This is a genomic window from Polaromonas sp. P4_F6, from assembly GCF_056401275.1.
In genome coordinates this window covers 416,790-436,186 of record NZ_JBFUJQ010000001.1, presented here as the reverse complement: position 1 = coordinate 436,186, position 19,397 = coordinate 416,790, and the positions used below count along the sequence as shown (strand labels likewise).

Genomic DNA, 19,397 nt, shown 5'->3' with positions numbered 1-19,397 from the left:
AGCATCACACGCCTGCTGGTGGCCAACCGCGGCGAGATTGCCCGCCGCGTCATTCGCACGGCCCATGCCATGGGCATCAACACGGTGGCCGTGTATTCGGACGCCGATGCCGGCGCCCTGCATGTGCGCGAGGCCGGTACGGCCTGTGCGCTGGGTGGGGACAGCTCGGCCGATAGCTATTTGCGCATCGACAAACTCATCGCCGCGGCGCGGGCCTGCGGTGCCGACGCGGTGCATCCCGGCTACGGTTTTCTCAGCGAGAACGCGGCCTTTGCCGAAGTGGTGATCGCGGCGGGACTCACCTGGGTCGGGCCGCCGCCGGCCGCGATACGGCAACTGGGCAGCAAGTCGGCCGCCAAGCAGCTGGCGCAGGCGCAAGGCGTGCCCTGCCTGCCCGGCTACCAGGGAGCGGACCAGTCGGATGCGCGCTTTGAGGCCGAGGCCGGCCGCATCGGCTATCCCGTCATGGTCAAGGCCGCAGCGGGCGGCGGCGGGCGCGGCATGCGGCTGGTGGAGGCCGCCGGGGACTTGCGGGCGGCTTTGCACAGCGCGCGCTCGGAGGCCGCCTCGGCCTTCGGCAGCGAAGAGCTGTTGATCGAAAAAGCCTTGCGCAACCCGCGCCATGTCGAGGTGCAGGTGTTTGCCGACGCACACGGCCGCTGCATCCACCTGGGTGAGCGCGATTGCTCGGTGCAGCGGCGCCACCAGAAGCTCATTGAGGAAACACCAAGCCCCGCCGTCGACGCGGCCCTGCGCGCGCGCATGTGCGGCGCTGCTGTGGCGCTGGCCCAGGCGGCGGCTTATGTGGGCGCCGGGACGGTGGAGTTTCTGGTTGAGGGCTCGGAGTTCTTCCTGATGGAAATGAACACGCGCCTGCAGGTGGAGCATCCGGTGACCGAGGCGGTGACCGGGCTGGACCTGGTCGAATGGCAGCTGCGCGTTGCGCGGGGCGAGGCCTTGCCGCTGGCGCAGGACGAGGTGGTGTTTACCGGCCATGCCATTGAGGTGCGGCTGTGCGCCGAGGATGAAGACTTCAGGCCGCATGCGGGCACGGTCCAGCGTTTTCGCGAACCCGGCGGCATACGCTTTGACCATGCGCTGTTTGAAGGCCTGGTGGTAACGCCGCACTATGACTCCATGCTGGGCAAGCTGGTGGCGCATGCCGCGACGCGGGGTGAGGCCGTGGACAAGCTTGTCGCGGCGCTGGGCCGCACCGAAGTGCTGGGCCTGCCGACCAACCGGGCCCTTTTGGCCCGCTGCCTGGCGCATCCGGTGTTTGGTGCCGGCGATGCGCTGATTCCTTTTCTGGCCGAGCAGGGTGCCGGTTTGCGGGAGGCGCTGCAAAAGGAACAAACGAAGGCGATGGTGCCGCTGGGGCTGGCGGCGCTTTTCCACGGGGCCGTTTCCGATTTGCCCTGCCCCTTCCCCAAACCGCTCAGGCTGCGGCATCGCGGCGAGTTGCTGGACCTGCGCGTGCGCGAGCAGGGCCGGGGGCGTTTCGAGGTCGAGGCCGGCGGCCGGATGCTGCAGCTGGCGCTGGCCATGGAGCCTGGCGATACAACCCTGCTGCGCATGGGTGAAACGCAGCAACGCGCGGCGGCCGTGCGCCTTCAGGGCGCCGTGGGACAGGCTGCCAGGCGCTGGCACGTGCAGGCGGACGGTGTCGACCTGTTCCTGGAGGACGCGAGCTTTGACACCGCAGCCCCGGGCGGCGCGGCAGCCTTGCAGGAGTTGCGCGCGCCCTTTAACGGCAAGGTCATCACGGTGCATGCCGCGCCCGGCCAGGCCGTGCGGCGCGGCGACACCCTGCTGGTGATCGAGTCCATGAAACTTGAACACGCGATCAACGCCCCGCATGACGCGGTGCTGGCGGCCGTGATGGTGGAGGCCGGCCAGCAGGCCGCGACTGGCCAGGTCTTGCTGAGGTTTGAAGCATGAGCGCGCCTTACGCCGTCCACGGCGAAGACGAGGAAGCGATCACCGCCATGGCCGACGCTGTACGGCGCTTTGCCGAGCGCGAAATCGCACCGCATGCCACGGCATGGGACGAAGCCGGCGAGTTTCCGCGCGGGCTTTACACGCAGGTGGCCGACCTCGGATTGCTGGGCCTGGGCTATCCCGAGGCGCTGGGCGGCACACCGGCCTCCTGGCGGCTGCGCAATGCGGTCACGCTGGCGCTGTGCCGTTATGGCGGCAGCGGCGGTGTCATGGCCAGCCTGTTCTCCCACAACATTGCCTTGCCGCCCGTGCTGCGCCATGGCAGCCCGGCGCTGCAGCGGGAAGTCATCACACCTGTGCTGCGCGGAAAAAAAATCGCCGCCCTGGCGATTACCGAACCCGGCGGCGGCTCGGATGTGGCCGCGCTGCGCACCACCGCGCGGCGCGACGGCGGCGACTATGTGATCGACGGCGAAAAAGTTTTTATCACCTCGGGCATGCGCGCCGACTTCCTGACCGTAGCCGTGCGCACTGGTGAGGCCAAAGGCCCCGCCGGTATTACCCTGCTGGTGGTGCCGGGTGATACGGCGGGCCTGTCGCGCAGCCCTTTGCAAAAAATGGGCTGGTGGTGTTCGGACACGGCGCAGCTGCGCTTTGACAATGTGCGTGTGCCGGCCCGCTATCGGATCGGCGAGGAAGGCGCGGGCTTTCGCATGGTCATGGGCAACTTCAACGGCGAACGCCTGGCGCTGGCCGTGGCCGCGCTGGGTTTTGCCCAAGCCTGTTATGACGAGGCCCTGGACTGGGCGCGCCAGCGCAAGACTTTTGGCGCGGCCCTGGTCGAGCGCCAGGCGGTGCGCCACAAGCTGGTGGACATGCAGATGGGCATCGCTTCCACCCGCGCCTGGGCCGATGCGCTGGCGCTGCGCGCCGATGCGGGCGATGAGGTCTCAGGCAACCCTGACTGGGTGGCCCAGGTCTGCCTCTTGAAGAACCACGCCACACAAACCATGCAGTTCTGCGCCGACCAGGCGGTGCAGATCCTGGGCGGCATGGGTTATATGCGCGGCACCAAAAGCGAACGCATTTACCGCGAGGTCAAGGTCATGATGATAGGCGGCGGCGCCGAGGACATCATGAAGGACCTCGCTGCACGACAATGGGGACTATGAGCAAAACACAGCCCACCCCCGCAGGCACGATTGAGTTCGAGCCGGAGTTCGTCGCCGGCCTGAAAGACCTGTTCGAGGAAAAAATCGTTTTTAACAAGCTGCTGGGGCTCAAGATTACCTCGGTGACGGCTGAACGGGTCACGGCCCGCATAGACATGCGCAACGAACTGATAGGCCACTATGCCCACAACCGCATACACGGCGGCGTGATCAGCGCCGGGCTGGACGCCATGGGCGGGCTGGCGGTGATGGCGGCCATAGGCGCACGCCACATGGACGAGGCGCCGCTGCAGCGCCTGCACCGTTTCACCAAGCTGGGCACCATAGATTTGCGCATCGACTATTTGCGGCCGGGGATCAGTGAGTACTTTGAATTGCGGGCGGAGGTGATGCGGCTGGGATCGCGCGTGGCGAGCACGCGCATGGAGTTTCTGGGGGCCGACGGCAAGCTGTTTTCGACAGGTGCCGGTGCCTACATCGTTTCCTAGGCTGGCCCTTCAAAACCTAACGCATTCAAAAACTCCCTCCGCCACCAATGCACATCATGCTCACGGATGTTCTTGAGCAGCTTCTGGTGCCGCGCCTGGCGTTCCTCCAGCGGCATCTGCAGCGCGCGCTGTATGGTGTCGGCCGTGCCGTCGATGTCATAGGGATTCACCAGCAGTGCGTCCTCTAGCTGTTCGGCCGAGCCTGCGAAGCGCGAGAGCACCAGCACGCCGGGGTCGGCCGGGTCCTGGGCGGCGATGAATTCCTTGGCTACCAGGTTCATGCCGTCGCGCAGCGGCGTGACCAGCGCGACCCTGGCCACGCGGTACAGGCCCGGCAGGCGTTTGCGCGCCACGTTGCGGTGGATGTAGCGTATCGGCATCCAGTCGAGCTCGCCGAAATTGCCGTTGGTGGCGCCGCACAGGCTTTCGAGTTCCTGCAGCAGATCGGTGTAGGTGCCCATGTCTTCGCGGCTGGGCGCGGCGATCTGGATCAGGGTGGCGCTGCGGATGTTTTCGGGGTACTTCGTCAGCAGGGCTTCAAAGGCCTTCAGGCGCTGCGGCAAGCCCTTGGAGTAATCGAGCCGCTCCACGCCCAGCAGCAGCTTGCGGCGTGAATACTCCTCTTTCATGCGCTCGTACATGTCGCGCGCGTCCTGCGCATGGGTGAGCGCGGCGAATTCGTCCACGTCTATGCCTATGGGAAAGGCACCCGCGCGCACGGTGCGGTGAAAGGCCCTGAAGCGGTTGCCGCCCAGCGCCACGGCGCCGGCTTCGGCCTGCACATAGCGCGAGAAGTGCAGCAAATCGTTCTCGCTCTGGAAGCCCACCAGGTCGTAGGCGAACAGCGCGCGCATCAGCCACTCGTGCTGGGGAATGGCCGCCAGGATCTGCTGCGGCGGCAGCGGGATGTGCAGGAAAAAACCGATGCGGTTGTTGCAGCCCATGGCGCGCAGCTCGGCGGCCATGGGGATCAGGTGGTAGTCGTGGATCCAGATGATGTCGTCGGGCTTGAGCAGGGGCATCAGCTTGTGCGCGAACAGCCGGTTCACGCGGCGGTAGGCCTCGATAAAGCCCGTGTCGAAACGCGCCAGGTCCAGCCGGTAATGAAACACCGGCCAGAGCACACCGTTGCTGTAGCCCAGGTAATAACCGGCATGGTCTTCGGCCGACAGGTCCACCGTGGCCAGCTTGACGTTGCCGGCCTGCTGCAGATGCAGCTCGCCTTCGCCCGGCGCGCCGCCTTCGACGACGTTGCCGCTCCAGCCGAACCAGAGCCCCCCCGTGGCGCTCAGCGCATCGCCCAGCGCAACGGCCAGGCCGCCGGCGGCGGCCTTGCGCGGATCCGCCACGCGATTCGAAACAACCACAAGCCGGCTCATGGCACCCAAGCCTCCAGATCAGCAGGGGCCGCGGAACCGGCTTTGCCGGGCCGCAGGCGCCGCCCCCTGGAAGGGGGGAAGGGGCTACACGAAGTGAGCCGCCGACGGGGGTGAACCAGTACTCCGGCGAGGGTGTTCATCTTCATACCTGGGATTCCCAGGGCGTGGAGAGTCTTACCGCCGCGTTAATGATGCCGACCATGGAATAAGTCTGCGGAAAATTACCCCACATCTCGCCGGTCAGGGGATGGGTGTCTTCCGACAGCAGGCCCACGTGGTTGCGCGCGGCCAGCATGGTATTGAAGATTTCACGGGCCTGCTCCTTGCGGCCTATGCGGGCCAGCGCGTCTATGCGCCAGAAGGTGCAGATGTTGAAGGCGGTCTCGGGCTTGCCGAAGTCGTCGGGTGCCTCGTAGCGACGCATGTAGGGGCCGTCGCACAAATGGGTTTCCAGCGCGTCCACCGTGGCGATGAAGCGCGGGTCTTTCGGATCGATAAAACCGACCTCGATCATCAGCAGCACGCTGGCGTCCAGGTCGCGCCCGCCGAAGCTTTCGGCAAAAGACTGGCGTTCCTCGCTCCAGGCCTCGCGCAGTATGCGTTCCTGCATGACCGAGGCATGGCCCTGCCAGTAGGCGGCGCGCTCCGGCTGCTTGAGCACCAGCGCGATCTTGGCCAGCCGGTCGCAGGCGGCCCAGCACATCAGGGCCGACGAGGTATGGATACGCGCGCGCGTGCGCAGCTCCCACATGCCGGCATCGGGCTTGTCGTAGTTGCGCACGGCCTGCTCGCCGACGTCCTCCAGCCGCTTGAACTCGGCAAGGCCCGCGCGGTGCAGCAGGCGGTGGTCGTGGAAGGACTGGGCCGCGCCCAGCACCACATTGCCGTAGACGTCGTGCTGGAAGTGCTCCTGGGCCTGGTTGCCGACGCGCACCGGGCCCATGCCGCGGTAGCCGCCCAGGTGCACCATGATGGATTCGGGCAGCTCGCGCTCCAGGCCTATGCCGTAGAGCGGCTGGATATGCCCGCCCTTGGACTGCACCACCACATTGCTGAGCCAGCGCAGGTAGTCCTCCATGGTGCCGACTTCCGAAAGGCTGTTGAGCGCGCGCACCACAAAAAAAGCATCGCGCAGCCAGCAGTAGCGGTAGTCCCAGTTGCGCTGACTGCCGGGCGCCTCGGGAATGCTGGTGGTCATGGCGGCGACGATGGCGCCGGTGTCTTCAAACAGCGAGAGCTTGAGTGTGATGGCCGCGCGTATCACGGCCTCCTGCCACTCCAGCGGAATGTGCAGGCGCTGGCTCCATTTCTTCCAGTAGGAAATGGTCTCCTGCTCAAACAGGCGCGCGGTGTCGGCAATGCCGTCGGTCAGCGATTCGTCGGCGCCCAGCAGGAAATTGTGCTCGCGCGTCAGCACAAAAGGCTGTTTTGACAACAGGTGCGAAAGCGAGGCATCGGTGTTCAGGCGCAGCGTGAGTTCATCGCCCACGTAGCGCAGGTGGTTGCTGCCCTGGGTGACCAGCGGCTTGCGCCGGCCCCAGTCGAAGCGGATGTCCAGCGCCACGCGTATGCGCGGTGCGCCGTTGATGGGCTTGACCCGGCGCACCAGCGTCATGGGCCTGAAAAAGCGCGAGCGGCTGAAAAACCGCGGCGCAAAGTCGGTGATCTCTATGCCCTGGCCGCGCTTGTCGAAGAGCTGGGTGCGCAGCACGGCGGTATTGGGTTCATACCACTGCCTGGCTTCGGCGAAGTCCTCGATCTCGATGGCGAAGGCGCTGGACTGCGAGTCCTGGATGCCGGGCATGGTGGTTTCGCCTTGCTCCGGCTGGGGTTCGAGCAGCGCGTTGAAGACCGGGTCGCTGTCAAAGCGCGGCAGGCAGCACCAGACGATGCGCCCGCGCGCGTCAATCAGGGCGCTGAAGCCGCAGTTGCCGATCACGCCCATGGCCAGGGAGGGCTTGGCGGGCGAGGTGAAGTGCAGGGAATCGGCGGCGACGTTCATGGGCGGCCTCCCGGCATGGCGGCCGGCGCATCATCAGTTTCCAAGGACCTGCCGCCAAAGGCCGCGTGCAGCCATTCGCGCAGCGCGTCGGGCGATGCGCAGCGGTGGCGCGCCACGGTCGCGCCTTCGCCGACCTTGATGCCTTCACCGCCCAGCGACTGCACGGCGGCAAAGCCGGCTTCGTCGGTGGTGTCGTCGCCGGCGAACAGCGGCAGGCGGCCGGAGAACGGGGACTCGCGCATGAAGGCCTTGATCGCCAATCCCTTGCTGACATTGGCCGGTTTGACTTCAAACACATACTTGCCGCACAGCAACTCGACGCCGGGCGTGCGGTCGGCGGCTTCCTGCATGACCCGCAGGCACAGCGATTCCAGCTCGGGCGCGTGGCGGTAGTGCAGTGCGACGGCGGCCTGCTTGATTTCAATGCGCAAGCCGTCATGCCGGGCGGCGAACTCGGCGGCGCTGCGCGCGAGTTCGCTCAGGTCGGGCTCCGCGAGGCTGACGATCCGGCCTTGTATGTCGCGGCGCTGCGCGCCATGCTCGCTGGCCAGCGGCAGCTGCAAGGGCGCAAGAAAGCCATCCAGGTCGGCCAGCCTGCGGCCCGACACAATCGCCAGGGCGCCGCCCAGCTGGCCCGACAGCCTGAGCAGGGCCGGGATCACGCCTGACACCAGCTGGACCGCGTCGGGTTCGGGTGCCAGGTCGGCCAGTGTTCCGTCAAAGTCCAGGAAGAGGGCGGTCCGCGCGCCTATGGCCGGCAGCTGCCCGGGAGGCGCCGAACACGATGAAGGCGGGGCCGGCGATGGGGAAGGTGATAACTGCATCGCCATTCACCTTAGCAGGGCCCCTGTCAAATCGCTGTAGGCCGGTTTCGCTTTTTCAGCTTTCGGGGGGTGGTGGCTGCTGCGTCGCGGTCCCGCGCAGCCCGTCCTGCACCGCTTTGACGCGCGCCTGGTGGATCACGTCGCCAATCTGCTTGCCGCCGTGCCCCGCCGCCTGCGCCGCTTGCGCCAGCGGCTGTGTTGGCACCGCCTGGGCCGCGGCCAGGGCCGCCAGCAGGCGCGGGCGCTGCGGGTAGGGCGAATCGTGCAGGCCCAGGCGGCCGCGCGCATCGCATTCGCAGGCCAGCAGGATGTCGGCGAAGCGCTGGGGCTTGCGAAACGCATCGCAGCGCTCCAGCAGCCGCACCAGGGCCGCGGCGCCCAGGCTTTCGCTGCGGTGCACATTGCCGTGCTCGCGCGCCACCACGTCGGCGATCTCGCGGCAGTCCACCGGAACGCGCAGGCGTTCACACACGCCTTTCAACAGGCGTGCGCTGCGTTCTTCGTGGCCGATGTGGCGCGGCAGCACGTCGGCCGGCGTCGTGCCCTTGCCCAGGTCGTGGCACAGGCAGGCAAAACGCGCGGCCAGGGGCGCCTGGAGCTGCGCCGACATGTCCAGCACCATCATCAGGTGGACGCCGGTGTCGACCTCGGGATGGTGGGCGGCGGGCTGGGGTACGCCCCAGAGGCGTGCCACCTCGGGCAGCAGTTTTTCGAGCGCGCCGCTGCCCCGCAGCACCTCGAACATGCGCGAAGGCTTGTCCTCCATCAGCCCGCGCGCGAGCTCCTGCCACACGCGTTCGGGCACTAGCGCGTCGACCTCGCCCTCGGCCACCATGTCCCGCATCAACGCCAGGGTTTCAGGCGCTACCGAAAAATCGGAGAAGCGGGCGGCAAAGCGGGCCAGCCGCAAAATGCGCACCGGGTCTTCGCGGAAGGCGCCGGTGACATGGCGCAGGACTTTGGCCTGCAGGTCTTTTTGCCCGCCGAAGGGGTCTATCAGCGCGGCAAAGTCGGGCTCGAAGCGGTCGGGCGCGTCGCCGCGGGCTGGGGCTGCGATGGCATTGATGGTCAGGTCGCGCCGCGCCAGGTCCTGCTCCAGCGTCACGTCGGGTTCGGCATGCACCGCAAAGCCGCGGTAGCCGCGCGCCGTCTTGCGCTCGGTGCGGGCCAGCGCGTATTCCTCGCGGGTCTCGGGGTGCAGGAAGACCGGAAAGTCCTTGCCGACGGGCAGGTAGCCCTGGGCCGCCAGTTCCTCGGGCGTGGCGCCCACGACCACCCAGTCGTGGTCCTGCACCGGCAGGCCCAGCAAGGCATCGCGCACCGCGCCACCGACCATGTAGATTTCCATCAAGCCAGTTTAGCGGCTACCGGCAGGGCCGGCTTTAGACCGTGAACAGGTTCTTAGGAGAAAACCGGCCGGAAGAAGCTGCGCTCGTAGCTGATGATGCAGCCGGTGGTTTCGGCGTACTTGAAGGCCGCCAGGCATTCCTGGTCCGCGAACGAACGCTGGCGGTAGCTCTCATACGCCGCCAGGCTGTCGAAGGTGAACAAGGCCAGCGCGATGTTGTTGGCGCCTTCGCTGGGCATGAAGTAGCCGTGGTGCTTGCCGCCGAATTTTTCGACCAGCGGGATCCACAGCTTGCCGTAGTGCTCGAACTCCTTAAGTTTTGCGGTGTTGAGCACGTAGCGCAGGTAAATCGTGACCATGGGAGCTCCAGCTTCAGCGTTTGACGCGGTAAGGCTCTTCAAATTCGCGGAAATCGTTCTCGGCGAGCGCGTCGTCTATCCAGGCCTTGACGCCGGGCAGCGCGCTGACACGCTGGATGTAGGCGCCGATGGCCGGCGGAACGGGGAGGGCGTAGCGGCTCAAGCGCATGCAGACGGGCGCGAAAAAAGCATCGGCAATGCTGAACTCGCCAAACAGCATCGGCCCCTTGTGCTGCTCCAGCAGCTCGGTCCACATCTCGACGATGCGCTGAACGTCGGCGCGCACGGCCGATTTGTCGCGCCAGATCAGCTGGCCCATGTCGGACAGGTCGGCCTCGATGTTCATGGGACAGGCCGAACGCAGCGCGCTGAAGCCGCTGTGCATCTCGGCGCAGATGCTGCGCGCCCGGGCCCGGGCCTTGGCCTCCTGCGGCCAGAGTTTTTTCTCGGGAAAGCGCTCGGCCAGGTATTCGGCGATGGCCAGCGTGTCCCAGACCACAAAACCGTCGTCATCCAGCGCCGGCACGCGGCCGGCCGGGTTCACGCCGCCGATTTTTTCCTTGAAGCTCGAATTGGCATCGAAGGAGTCAAAGCGCAGCTTGATTTCTTCAAAGGGAATGCCGGCCTGCTTGAGCAGCACCCAGGGGCGCATGGACCAGGAGGAGTAGTTTTTATTGCCGATGTAGAGCTTGAGCATGGAATCCCCGTCTGCTGGTGATGAAGGCCAAAATGAAATGACTTGCGATGCTACCGCCGTGTGAAATGGCGATTGATGCAAAAAAAACCAAAAATTGATGCTGTACAACCCCACCCCCGTCCAGGCTCACTGCGTGTAGCCTGTTCCCCCTCAAGGGGGCCCCCGCTGGTTGGCGTCGCAGAGCCCATCAACCGTGTGGGGCCTGTTCCAACATGAGGCTCAGAATCTGCCTGCTGTCTTGCGCTTGGCCGTCAGCCCGCTGCGCAGGCCCTGCTCGCCGAGGTAGGAGGGACCGATGGCATCCAGCGACGCCGGGTGTATGCCCAGCGCCTGCAGGCCGGGCAGCTTGCCGGTGGCCACGTTGTCGCTGGCCATGGCATCGAGGTTGTCCCGGCTCAGCATGGGTTCGCCGGGGGCCAGTTCCATGAGGCCGGCCTGCAGGCGGGCCAGCGGCGCGGGCAGCGCGATCACGGGCCGGCCCTTGCCGCCGTTGACGCCGGCGTAGCGGCCGGCCTGCTTCACGAGCTGCCGCAGCGTGAACACCTCGGGCCCGCAGACTTCATAAATCTGCCCCACGGTGTCGGCATCCCGCAGGCAGTGCACGATGGCGTCCGCCACGTCCTCTACCCAGACGGGCTGAAAGCGCGCATCGGCGGCGGCCAGCGGGATCACGGGGAATACTCGCTGCAGCCGCGCGAAGGTGTTGAGGAATTTGTCTTCGGCGCCGAAAATCACGCTGGGCCGCAGCACGGTCACGTCCAGCCCGGTACTCAGCATCACGGCCTCGCCGCGCGCCTTGCTGCGCTGGTACATGGACGGCGAACCGGGTGAAGCGCCCAGCGCGCTGATGTGGACGATGCGCCTGAGGCCGCTGGCCTCGCAGGCACGGGCCAGTTCCAGCGGCAACTGCACATGCGCCTTGTCGAAGGCGGCCTGCGAGCCATGCAGGATGGCGACCAGGTTGACGACGGCATCGTGGCCGGCCAGCAGCGGCGCCAGCGAACTGCTATCGTGGGGGTCAGCTTCGACCACGTCGACCAGCGGCAGCATCTGCAGGTGGCGGGCCCTGTCCTGCCGGCGCGTGACCACGGTGACGCGGCATTGCAGCCGCGCGAGCTTTTCGCACACATGGCGTCCGACAAAGCCGGTGCCGCCCAGAAGAAGGATTTTGTTCATAGGCCCCTAATTTAGCGCTTTTGCCTTGCCTTGCGCTGAAATCCGGTCTTGGCCTACACGCCCGGGACGGCCGGCTCCGCATACTTTGCCGATGAATATCTTTGAAGCACTGCGAACCAGCCATGACACCCAGCGCACCCTGGCCGACCACCTGGTGAAGACACAAGGCGACAGCCAGGACCGGAAATCCCTGTTCAAGGAACTCAAGCGCGAACTGGCGGCGCATGCGGCGGCCGAGGAGCGGTTTTTTTATGTTCCCCTGATCGCGCACGACATGACCCAGGAACCTTCACGGCACGGCATCGCGGAACACCACCAGATGGACAAGCTGGTGGAAACGCTGGAGAGCACCGACTTCAGCTCGCCGGCCTGGCTGGCCACGGCCAGGGAACTGCACCACAAGATCCACCATCATCTCGAGGATGAGGAGCAGGGCATCTTCCAGCTCGCGGGCAAGGTGCTCAGCGAGGCCGAAAAGCTGTCGCTGGCCAAGGGCTACGAAGGCGAATTTGTCTCGCAGCGCACCAAGGGCTGAAGCGATACGCCGCATCTCGCATCCCTTGCGGCGCCACTCCGGCCGCTTTCAGGGATGGATTTTTTCGCCACGCTGCAGCATGGCGAAAAACAGCGCGAGCCGGCGTTCGCGCGTCTCGGCTTTTTTGGCGGTCTGCAGCCTGAACAGGATGGCGAAGCGGTTGCGCGAGTCCAGGGATTCAAAAAAGGCCCTGGCCTTGGGCTTTCTGGCCAGCAGGGCGGCCAGGTCCTCGGGCACGGTGATCTTGCTCTGCGCGTCATAGGCCGCGTCCCAGCGGCCGTCCGCCTTGGCGCGTTCGACCTCGGCCAGGCCCGCGGGCTGCATGCGGCCCGACGCGATCAGCGCCATGGCCTTGTCGCAATTGATCTTGGACCAGGTGCTGCGCGCGCGGCGGGGCGTGAATTTCTGCAGGAAGAACTGGGCGTCCAGCGCGTTGCGCTGGCCGTCTATCCAGCCCTGGCAGAGCGCGGCCTCCAGCGCTTCGGCATGCGTGGTGGAAGCGATGCCCGAATCCTTTTTGGCGATCTGCAACCAGACGCCGGGACTGCTGGCATGGTATTTGGCCAGCCAGGTTTCCCAGCTTTTGGTGGTTTTGCAGTGGAGGGTGGCGAGGGTGTCGGGTGAGGCGGGCATGCCGCATTGTGCGTGACGCGTGCGCACGGCGGCAAGCCCGGGGCCCATGAAAAAACCGCCCGAAGGCGGTTTTGCGTGGGGCCGTGAAGGCCGGTCACGGCGCTTAGTGCGTGATGTAGTCCGACACCACTTTCCAGCGCCCATCCTGCAGCAGGGACAGGCGCGACTGGTTGTTGCCCAGGCGTTTTTGCGGGCCGAACTTGCCTTCGGCGCTGCCGAAGATGTCGGCCGGGATCACCATGGTGTCCATGGCCTTGATGAAGCTGTCGGTGCTCAGGTTGGCACCGGCTTTTTGCGAGGCGCGGATAAAGCTGTCGACCACCGTGTAGCCGTAGACCGAGAACACCGTGGGGTCTTCATTAAAGGCGGTCTTGTACTTGTTGGCCCAGAAGCGTATCGGCTGCGAGGCCTCGTCCAGGTAAGGGTTTTGCACCGTCATGGTGGCGTAGAGCCCGTCCATGGCCTTGCCGCCCAGCTTGTGGATCAGGTCGGTGTAGGCGGCGCTGGAGCCCAGGAAGACCGGGTTGTAGCCCAGTTTGCGCGCCGTGCCTATGCCGCCTATGGTTTCGCGGATGATGGTGCCCAGCACCACCAGGTCGCATTCGGAGGCCTTGAGCTTGGCGACCTGCGACGAAAAATCGGTGGCGCCGCGCTTGAAGGAGGTTTTCTCGACCATGGTCATGCCCAGGGTCTTGAGGCCGTCGTCGGCACCGCGCTGCACTTCCAGGCCGAACTCGTCGTCCTGGTACATGGAGCAGACCTTCTTGGCGTTCTTTTCCTTGACCAGCTTGGGCACGGCGGCCTTCATCTGGTCGTAATAGGTGGCGGCAAACGAATACTTGAGCTTGTGGAAGGGCTCGTACATCTCGCGGGCGGCCGTCACCGGGAAGAAGTTGATGACGTTTTTCTCGAACTGCACCGGCATGGCCGCCAGGTTCTGCGCCGTGCCCAGGTGGCCCACCATGGCGAAAATCTTGTCCTGGTTCACCAGCTTCTGCGCGGCCAGCACCGCCTTCTTGGGGTCGTAGCCCGAGTCTTCGACGATGAGCTTGATCTTGCGGCCGTTGATGCCGCCCTGTTCGTTGAGCTCGTCCACGCGCAAGGTCATGCCGTTGCGTATCTGCTTGCCGAAGCCCGCCAGCGGCCCCGACAGGTCCTGGATGGAGCCCAGCGTGATTTCGGTTTTGCTCACGCCCTGGCTTTGCGCCAGCGCCGGCGACGCGGACAGGGCGGCGGCGCAGGCCAGCGCGGACAGGGCGGCGGTTGACTTCAGCTTCATGGTTGTCTCCTTAAAGGTTTTTTATCCACTCGGTGCTCAATACATGGCCTCGATGTGCGGGGCGTATTTTTGTTCTACGAGCTTGCGCTTGAGCTTCATGGTCGGCGTGAGTTCTTCGTCCTCCGCCGTGAGCTGCGTGTCGAGCAGGAAAAATTTCTTGATCTGCTCGACCCGCGCAAACTTCTTGTTGACCCGGTCGATCTCCGACTGGATCAATTCTTGCACTTCGACCGCCCGCGTCAAGCTGGCGTAATTACTGAAGGGTATGTCCGCATCCTGGGCGAATTTCTCGACGTTTTCCTGGTCGATCATGATGATGCAGGTGAGGTAGGGCCGCTTGTCGCCTATGACCACCGCGTCGGTGACATAGGGCGAAAACTTGAGCTCGTTCTCAAGCTCGCTGGGCGTCACGTTCTTGCCGCCGGCCGTGATGATGATGTCCTTCATGCGGTCGGTGATCCTGAAATAGCCGTCCTCGTCCACCACGCCGACGTCGCCGGTGTGCAGCCAGCCCTCCGCATCCAGGGTTTCGGCGGTTTTTCCGGGCTGGTTCAGGTAGCCCATGAAGATGTTGGCGCCGCGCACCAGGATCTCGCCGGTAGCCGGGTCCAGGCGCATCTCGTTGTAGCCGGCCGCCGGGCCTATGGAGCCGGGCTTCATGCGGCTGGCCGGCACACCGCTGGCGGCGCCGCAGGTTTCCGTCATGCCCCAGACCTCCAGCATGGGCACGCCCAGCGCCATGTACCACTTGACCAGGTCGGGTGAAATCGGCGCCGCGCCCGTCACGCAAAAGCGCGCGCGGTGTATGCCGATCAGCTTGCGCGTGTTGTTGAGCGCCAGCCAGCGCGCCAGCGTGAACTGGAGCTTGAGCCCGGCACCGACGGTCTTGCCCGCCAGCACGGTGTCGGTGATGCGCATGCCCACGCCTATGCTCCAGGCGTAAGCGGCCTGCTGCAGCCAGCTGGCTTCCTTGAGCGCGATCATCACGCCGGAATAAAACTTTTCCCACACCCGGGGGACGGCGGTGAACACCGTGGGCGCGATCTCGCGCACGTTCTCGGGAATGGTCTCGGGGTTCTCAACGAAGTTGAGCTTGGCGCCCGCATACAGCGAAAAATACTCGCCGCCCATGCGCTCGGCGATGTGGCACAGCGGCAAAAAGCACATGCGTTCGTCGTTCTCGTCCTGCGCCACCAGCGTGTTGTAGCCGCGCGCGGTAAACACCAGGCCGCGCTGGCTGTGCATGGCGCCCTTGGGTTTGCCGGTGGTGCCCGAGGTGTAGACCAGGATGGCGAGGTCTTCGGGCCGGCACTCGGCGGCGCGTTCTTCCACCGCATCGGGGTGTCCGGCCAGGTGGGCGCGGCCCAGCGCGCGCAGCGCGTCCAGGCTCATCACGCCCGGGTCGTTCAGCTCGCGCAGGCCTTCCATGTCGAACACGATCACCTGGCGCAGCAGCGGCAGCTGCGGCCGCACTTCGAGCGCCTTGTCGAGCTGTTCGTCGTCCTCGACAAACAGCAGCGTGCTGCGCGAGTCCTCGCACAGGTAATGCACCTGGGAAGCCGCGTCGGTTGGGTAGATGCCGCTGCAGACGCCGCCGCAGCTCAGCACGGCGAGGTCGGCCAGCACCCAGTCGACCACGGTGTTGGAGAGGATGGAGGCGCACTCGCCGCGCGCAAAGCCCAGGCTCAGCAGGCCGGCCGCGATCTCGCGCACCGCGTCGCCGGTTTGTGCCCAGCTCCAGCTGCGCCAGATGCCCAGCTTTTTCTGCCGCATCCAGGTCTTGGGGCCGCGCTGCTCCACTGCGTTCCAGAAAATCGCGGGAATCGTCTCGCCCGGCATGACGATGTCATATTCGGGCTGGATATGGCTCAAATCCCAAAGGTTGCTCATTCAAACCTCCATTGACGCGACCCAACTGAGTGCGTGCAAGGATGCCGCGGAACCGGCTTTGCCGGGCCGCCAGCATCGTCCCCCAGTGGGGGGAGGCGGCCGAAGGCCGCTAGGGGGGGCGTCGTAATCATCGCCAGGTTTTCTTCTTTTTCCAGCGTCGTTCCCCGCGTACCCCGTCTTCCTTCATGCCGAGGTAGAACTCCTTGATGTCGTCCTTCTCGCGCAGCCGGGCGCATGTGTCTTCCATCACGATGCGGCCGTTCTCGAGCACATAGCCGTAGTCGGAGGCGTTGAGCGCCATGTTGGCGTTCTGCTCGACCAGCAAAATCGTGGTGCCGCGCTCGCGGTTGATGCGCACCACGATCTCGAAGATCTCCTTGGTGAGCTTGGGCGACAGGCCCAGGCTGGGTTCGTCGAGCAGGATCAAATCGGGCGAGGCCATCAGCGCGCGCGAGATCGCCAGCATCTGCTGCTGGCCGCCCGAGAGCAGGCCGGCGTCCTGCAGCGCGCGCTCCCTGAGAATGGGAAAGTAGCCGTAGACCGCTTCCATGTCCAGCGCCACGCCGTCACGGTCCTTGCGGGTGTAGGCGCCCATCAGCAGGTTGTCGCGCACGCTGAGCAGCGGAAACACCTCGCGGCCCTCGGGCACATGGCTCAGGCCCTGCTGCACGATGAAAGCCGGGTCCTGCGCCGTGATGTCCTGGCCCTTGAAATCGATGGAGCCCTTGCGCGGGTCCAGGATGCCCGAGATGGTCTTGAGGATGGTGGACTTGCCCGCACCGTTGGAGCCCAGCACGGTGGCGATCTCGCTGCGCCGCACCTGCAGGCTCACGCCGCGTATGGCCTTGATCGGGCCGTAGGCGCTCTCGACGTTGAGCAGCCTGAGGACCGGCTGGTCGCTGACGGGCGGCGGAACCGCGCTCATGCTGTTCTCCTGAGGGAAGACACTTCATCGACCGAGCCCAGGTAGGCCTCGATCACGCCGGGGTCGGTCTGCACCTCGCGCGGCGTGCCCACGGCCAGCACCTCGCCCTGGTTCATGGCCAGCACACGGTCGGAGACGCGCGAGACCAGCGACATGTCGTGCTCGACCATCAGCACCGTGATGCCCAGCTCGTGCTGGATATCCTGTATCCAGAAGGCCATGTCGCCGGTTTCCTCCACGTTGAGGCCCGATGAGGGCTCGTCGAGCAGCAGCAGGCGCGGTTCGGTGCACAGCGCGCGCGCCAGCTCCACCACCTTGCGCACGCCATAAGGCAGGCCCGCCACCATGGCATCGCGGTGGTGCTGCAAATCGAGGAAGTCGATCACCTGCTCGGCTTTTTCGCGCGCCTGCAGCTCGGCCTCGCGCGCCTTGGCGGTGAAAAAGAGGTCATGCAGCAGGCCGGTCTGGCGATGCGTGTGCCGGCCTATCAGCAGGTTGTGCAGCACGGTGGCGTGTTCGAACAGCTCGATGTTCTGGAAGGTGCGCGCAATACCCAGCGCGGCGATCTTGTGCGGCGGCTGGGCCGTGAGCTTTTCGCCGCGGTATTCGATCTCGCCGCTGGTCGGCGTGTAGATGCGGCTGATCAGGTTGAACACCGTGGTCTTTCCCGCGCCGTTGGGGCCTATCAGCGTGAAGACCTCGCCCTGCCTGACGTCAAAGCTCACCTTGTTGACGGCCAGCACGCCGCCGAAGCGCACGCTGAGGTCTTTGGCGGAAAGAAGAATGTCGGTCATTTCAGGCGATCCGACTTCTGGAAGGATTTCTGCCGCTTGAACAAGCCCTTGCGGTAGAAAGGAAACAGCTGGAAGTAGGTGCGCACCTTGAGCCAGCGGCCGTAAAGCCCCAGCGGCTCGAACAGCACAAAGGCGATCAGCACCACGCCGTAAACGGCCGCCTGCAGGCCGGGGGCCTGGCCTATGGCGGCGGGCAGGTGGTCCTTGCTGAGGGCGATCACCTGCGGCATGGAAATCAGGAAGATGGCGCCCAGGAAGGCGCCGTGCACCGAGCCCACGCCGCCTATGACGATCATCAGCAGCAGGTCTATGGACTGCAGGATGTTGAACTGGTCGGGCGAGATGAACTGCAGCTTGTGCGCATACAGCGCGCCGGCAATGCCGGCCAGCGCCGCCGACAGCGCGAAGGACAGGGTCTTGTAGCGCGCCAGGTGTATGCCCATGCTCTGCGCGGAGATTTCGGAATCGCGAATTGCCACAAAGGCCCGGCCGGTGGGCGAGCGCAGCAGGTTGAGGATGGCCAGCGTGGCGGCCACGGTGATCAGCAGGCAGAGGAAATAAAAGGACTCGCCGCTGGCGAGCCTCCAGCCGAACATGTCGGGCACCTTGATGTGGATGCCGGCATTGCCGCCGGTCACGCTTTCCCAGCGCGCGAACACCTCTTCGACGATAAAACCGAAGGACAGCGTGGCCATGCCCAGGTAGATGCCCTTGACGCGCAGCGCCGGCAGGCCCACGACCAGGCCCACGGCGGCCGAGAGGCCGGCGGCGCAGGCCAGTGCAATTGGAAAGGGCAGGCCCGCGTTTGTCAGCACGGCCTGGGTATAGGCGCCCACGCCCAGGAAGGCGGCATGGCCCAGCGAGAACAGGCCGGTGAAACCCGCCAGCAGCATCAGGCCCAGGCCGGCGATGGCGTAAATCATCACAAAGGTCAGCTGCGCGAGCCAGTACTCGGCAACCAGCCAGGGCGCGGCCAGCAGCGCCAGCATGAGCGCGCCGTACCAGAACACATGGCCCGGGTGCTTGGCAAGCTTGATGTCCTGCGCATAGTCGGTTTTAAAAATGAAGCGCATGACGGGTCAGACTTTCTTGCGCAGCTTCTCGCCGAACAGGCCGCTGGGCTTGACCATCAGCATGATGAGCACCACCACATAGGCGGCGACGTCCTTGAAGCCGTCCGGCAGGTAAAAGCCCGAGAGCGATTCCACCAGGCCTATGACCAGGCCGCCGACGATGGCGCCCGGCAGGCTGCCGAAACCGCCGACCACCGCGGCCGGGAAGGCCTTGAGCCCGATAAACCCCATGTTGGCGTGCACAAAGGTGATGGGCGCCAGCAGCAGGCCGGCAATCGCCGCCACGGCCGAGGCCAGGCCCCAGACCAGGCCGTTGAGCCGCTTGACGGGAATGCCCATGTAGTAGGCGGCCAGCTGGTTTTGCGAAGAGGCCTGCATGGCGATGCCCAGCTTGCTGTACTTGAAGAGCGCGAACAGCGCCAGGCACAGCACCGCGGTGCTGGCGATGATGGCGACCTGTTCGACGTTGATGACCAGCGCGCCGGCGTTCCAGATCTGGTCCTTGTAGGGCACGGGCAGCACATAGGTTTCGGTGCCTATGCCGGGAATCATGGTGATCAGGCCGCGCGCCGTGTAGCCCACGCCTATGGTCAGCATGACGATGGAAAAAGCCGGCTGGCCGAGGATGGGGCGTATCACGAGGCGCTCCAGCAGCATGCCGAACAGCGCCATGCCGGCGATCGCGCTGAGCACCGCGAGCCAGAAGGGAAACCCCAGCAGGCTCATGCAGGCCAGGCCCGCGAAAGCGCCCAGCATCATCAGCTCGCCCTGCGCAAAACTGACCGTCTCGGTGGCCTTGTAGATCAATACAAAGCCCAGCGCGATCAGCCCGTAGATACAGCCTTGGGCGATGCCGCTGATGATCAGCTGCAGAAGTTGCAAATC

18 protein-coding genes are annotated in these 19,397 nt (G+C 65.4%); 4 read left to right on the top strand and 14 right to left on the bottom strand.

What is annotated here, in order from left to right; translation table 11 throughout:
* Positions 1 to 3 precede the first annotated feature (3 nt).
* The 3 genes from AC1DUN_RS02060 to AC1DUN_RS02050 are packed head-to-tail and all read left to right on the top strand — an operon-like array spanning position 4 to position 3,598.
* Entirely contained in the window at positions 4 to 1,938 is a 1,935-nt protein-coding gene (locus AC1DUN_RS02060) for an acetyl/propionyl/methylcrotonyl-CoA carboxylase subunit alpha (protein ID WP_477713116.1), read from the top strand.
* On the top strand, positions 1,935 to 3,110 hold the full coding sequence (locus AC1DUN_RS02055) for an acyl-CoA dehydrogenase family protein (RefSeq protein ID WP_477712484.1): 1,176 nt from the start codon (positions 1,935 to 1,937) through the stop codon (positions 3,108 to 3,110). The genes AC1DUN_RS02060 and AC1DUN_RS02055 overlap by 4 nt, the downstream gene beginning before the upstream one ends.
* On the top strand, positions 3,107 to 3,598 hold the full coding sequence (locus tag AC1DUN_RS02050) for a thioesterase family protein (protein WP_477712483.1): 492 nt from the start codon (positions 3,107 to 3,109) through the stop codon (positions 3,596 to 3,598). The genes AC1DUN_RS02055 and AC1DUN_RS02050 overlap by 4 nt, the downstream gene beginning before the upstream one ends.
* Here the strand turns inward: AC1DUN_RS02050 and otsA are convergent.
* The 7 genes from otsA to AC1DUN_RS02015 all read right to left on the bottom strand — a co-directional run bounded on the left by otsA (position 3,595) and on the right by AC1DUN_RS02015 (position 11,383).
* The gene (otsA, locus tag AC1DUN_RS02045) at positions 3,595 to 4,977 is read right to left on the bottom strand and encodes an alpha,alpha-trehalose-phosphate synthase (UDP-forming) (protein ID WP_477712482.1); all 1,383 of its coding nucleotides are present in this window, start codon (positions 4,975 to 4,977) and stop codon (positions 3,595 to 3,597) included. The genes AC1DUN_RS02050 and otsA overlap by 4 nt on opposite strands.
* Positions 4,978 to 5,119: 142 nt before the next feature.
* Positions 5,120 to 6,979, bottom strand: coding sequence for a glycoside hydrolase family 15 protein (locus tag AC1DUN_RS02040; protein ID WP_477664734.1), 1,860 nt, complete (start codon positions 6,977 to 6,979; stop codon positions 5,120 to 5,122).
* The gene (otsB, locus tag AC1DUN_RS02035) at positions 6,976 to 7,803 is read right to left on the bottom strand and encodes a trehalose-phosphatase (RefSeq protein WP_477712481.1); all 828 of its coding nucleotides are present in this window, start codon (positions 7,801 to 7,803) and stop codon (positions 6,976 to 6,978) included. Before otsB ends, AC1DUN_RS02040 begins: the two co-directional genes overlap by 4 nt.
* Before the next feature lie 55 nt (positions 7,804 to 7,858).
* Positions 7,859 to 9,151, bottom strand: a complete 1,293-nt coding sequence (locus AC1DUN_RS02030) for a multifunctional CCA addition/repair protein (RefSeq protein WP_477712480.1) — start codon at positions 9,149 to 9,151, stop codon at positions 7,859 to 7,861.
* Positions 9,152 to 9,204: 53 nt separating this feature from the next.
* Positions 9,205 to 9,510 carry an NIPSNAP family protein gene (locus AC1DUN_RS02025; RefSeq protein ID WP_007864673.1) on the bottom strand — a complete coding sequence of 102 codons (306 nt, stop codon included), beginning with the start codon at positions 9,508 to 9,510 and terminating at the stop codon, positions 9,205 to 9,207.
* A 13-nt stretch (positions 9,511 to 9,523) separates the two neighbouring features.
* On the bottom strand, positions 9,524 to 10,207 hold the full coding sequence (locus tag AC1DUN_RS02020; RefSeq protein WP_477700911.1) for a glutathione S-transferase family protein: 684 nt from the start codon (positions 10,205 to 10,207) through the stop codon (positions 9,524 to 9,526).
* A 219-nt stretch (positions 10,208 to 10,426) separates the two neighbouring features.
* Entirely contained in the window at positions 10,427 to 11,383 is a 957-nt protein-coding gene (locus AC1DUN_RS02015; protein ID WP_477712479.1) for a complex I NDUFA9 subunit family protein, read from the bottom strand.
* Positions 11,384 to 11,474: 91 nt separating this feature from the next.
* On the opposite strand from AC1DUN_RS02015, the gene AC1DUN_RS02010 reads away from it, so the two are divergent.
* A complete protein-coding gene (locus AC1DUN_RS02010; RefSeq protein WP_477664741.1) occupies positions 11,475 to 11,918 on the top strand; it encodes a hemerythrin domain-containing protein in 444 nt (147 codons plus the stop codon).
* Positions 11,919 to 11,966: 48 nt separating this feature from the next.
* On the opposite strand, the gene AC1DUN_RS02005 is transcribed toward AC1DUN_RS02010, so the two are convergent.
* From AC1DUN_RS02005 to AC1DUN_RS01975, 7 genes are all read right to left on the bottom strand, one after another.
* Positions 11,967 to 12,551, bottom strand: coding sequence for a YdeI/OmpD-associated family protein (locus tag AC1DUN_RS02005; protein WP_477712478.1), 585 nt, complete (start codon positions 12,549 to 12,551; stop codon positions 11,967 to 11,969).
* Positions 12,552 to 12,654: 103 nt separating this feature from the next.
* On the bottom strand, positions 12,655 to 13,830 hold the full coding sequence (locus AC1DUN_RS02000; RefSeq protein WP_477712477.1) for an ABC transporter substrate-binding protein: 1,176 nt from the start codon (positions 13,828 to 13,830) through the stop codon (positions 12,655 to 12,657).
* A 36-nt stretch (positions 13,831 to 13,866) separates the two neighbouring features.
* Positions 13,867 to 15,720, bottom strand: a complete 1,854-nt coding sequence (locus AC1DUN_RS01995; RefSeq protein ID WP_477712476.1) for an AMP-dependent synthetase/ligase — start codon at positions 15,718 to 15,720, stop codon at positions 13,867 to 13,869.
* Between the two features lie 127 nt (positions 15,721 to 15,847).
* Positions 15,848 to 16,645 (bottom strand): ABC transporter ATP-binding protein, encoded by a 798-nt coding sequence (locus AC1DUN_RS01990; protein ID WP_477712475.1) that lies wholly within the window; start codon positions 16,643 to 16,645, stop codon positions 15,848 to 15,850.
* A complete protein-coding gene (locus AC1DUN_RS01985; protein ID WP_477712474.1) occupies positions 16,642 to 17,439 on the bottom strand; it encodes an ABC transporter ATP-binding protein in 798 nt (265 codons plus the stop codon). Before AC1DUN_RS01985 ends, AC1DUN_RS01990 begins: the two co-directional genes overlap by 4 nt.
* A complete protein-coding gene (locus AC1DUN_RS01980; protein WP_477712473.1) occupies positions 17,436 to 18,512 on the bottom strand; it encodes a branched-chain amino acid ABC transporter permease in 1,077 nt (358 codons plus the stop codon). Before AC1DUN_RS01980 ends, AC1DUN_RS01985 begins: the two co-directional genes overlap by 4 nt.
* 6 nt (positions 18,513 to 18,518) lie before the next feature.
* Positions 18,519 to 19,394 (bottom strand): branched-chain amino acid ABC transporter permease, encoded by an 876-nt coding sequence (locus AC1DUN_RS01975; RefSeq protein ID WP_477712472.1) that lies wholly within the window; start codon positions 19,392 to 19,394, stop codon positions 18,519 to 18,521.
* Between the last annotated feature and the right edge of the window lie 3 nt (positions 19,395 to 19,397).

Excerpts from the sequence above, each read along its gene's own strand:
- AC1DUN_RS01990 (WP_477712475.1), bottom strand. The coding sequence starts at position 16,645 with ATGAGCGCGGTTCCGCCGCCCGTCAGCGACCAGCCGGTCCTCAGGCTG.
- AC1DUN_RS02025 (WP_007864673.1), bottom strand. The coding sequence starts at position 9,510 with ATGGTCACGATTTACCTGCGCTACGTGCTCAACACCGCAAAACTTAAG.
- AC1DUN_RS01985 (WP_477712474.1), bottom strand. The coding sequence starts at position 17,439 with ATGACCGACATTCTTCTTTCCGCCAAAGACCTCAGCGTGCGCTTCGGC.
- AC1DUN_RS02050 (WP_477712483.1), top strand. The coding sequence starts at position 3,107 with ATGAGCAAAACACAGCCCACCCCCGCAGGCACGATTGAGTTCGAGCCG.
- AC1DUN_RS02015 (WP_477712479.1), bottom strand. The coding sequence starts at position 11,383 with ATGAACAAAATCCTTCTTCTGGGCGGCACCGGCTTTGTCGGACGCCAT.
- AC1DUN_RS02040 (WP_477664734.1), bottom strand. The coding sequence starts at position 6,979 with ATGAACGTCGCCGCCGATTCCCTGCACTTCACCTCGCCCGCCAAGCCC.
- otsB (WP_477712481.1), bottom strand. The coding sequence starts at position 7,803 with ATGCAGTTATCACCTTCCCCATCGCCGGCCCCGCCTTCATCGTGTTCG.
- AC1DUN_RS02010 (WP_477664741.1), top strand. The coding sequence starts at position 11,475 with ATGAATATCTTTGAAGCACTGCGAACCAGCCATGACACCCAGCGCACC.
- AC1DUN_RS01995 (WP_477712476.1), bottom strand. The coding sequence starts at position 15,720 with ATGAGCAACCTTTGGGATTTGAGCCATATCCAGCCCGAATATGACATC.
- AC1DUN_RS01980 (WP_477712473.1), bottom strand. The coding sequence starts at position 18,512 with ATGCGCTTCATTTTTAAAACCGACTATGCGCAGGACATCAAGCTTGCC.
- AC1DUN_RS02030 (WP_477712480.1), bottom strand. The coding sequence starts at position 9,151 with ATGGAAATCTACATGGTCGGTGGCGCGGTGCGCGATGCCTTGCTGGGC.
- AC1DUN_RS02005 (WP_477712478.1), bottom strand. The coding sequence starts at position 12,551 with ATGCCCGCCTCACCCGACACCCTCGCCACCCTCCACTGCAAAACCACC.
- AC1DUN_RS02055 (WP_477712484.1), top strand. The coding sequence starts at position 1,935 with ATGAGCGCGCCTTACGCCGTCCACGGCGAAGACGAGGAAGCGATCACC.
- otsA (WP_477712482.1), bottom strand. The coding sequence starts at position 4,977 with ATGAGCCGGCTTGTGGTTGTTTCGAATCGCGTGGCGGATCCGCGCAAG.
- AC1DUN_RS02020 (WP_477700911.1), bottom strand. The coding sequence starts at position 10,207 with ATGCTCAAGCTCTACATCGGCAATAAAAACTACTCCTCCTGGTCCATG.
- AC1DUN_RS02000 (WP_477712477.1), bottom strand. The coding sequence starts at position 13,830 with ATGAAGCTGAAGTCAACCGCCGCCCTGTCCGCGCTGGCCTGCGCCGCC.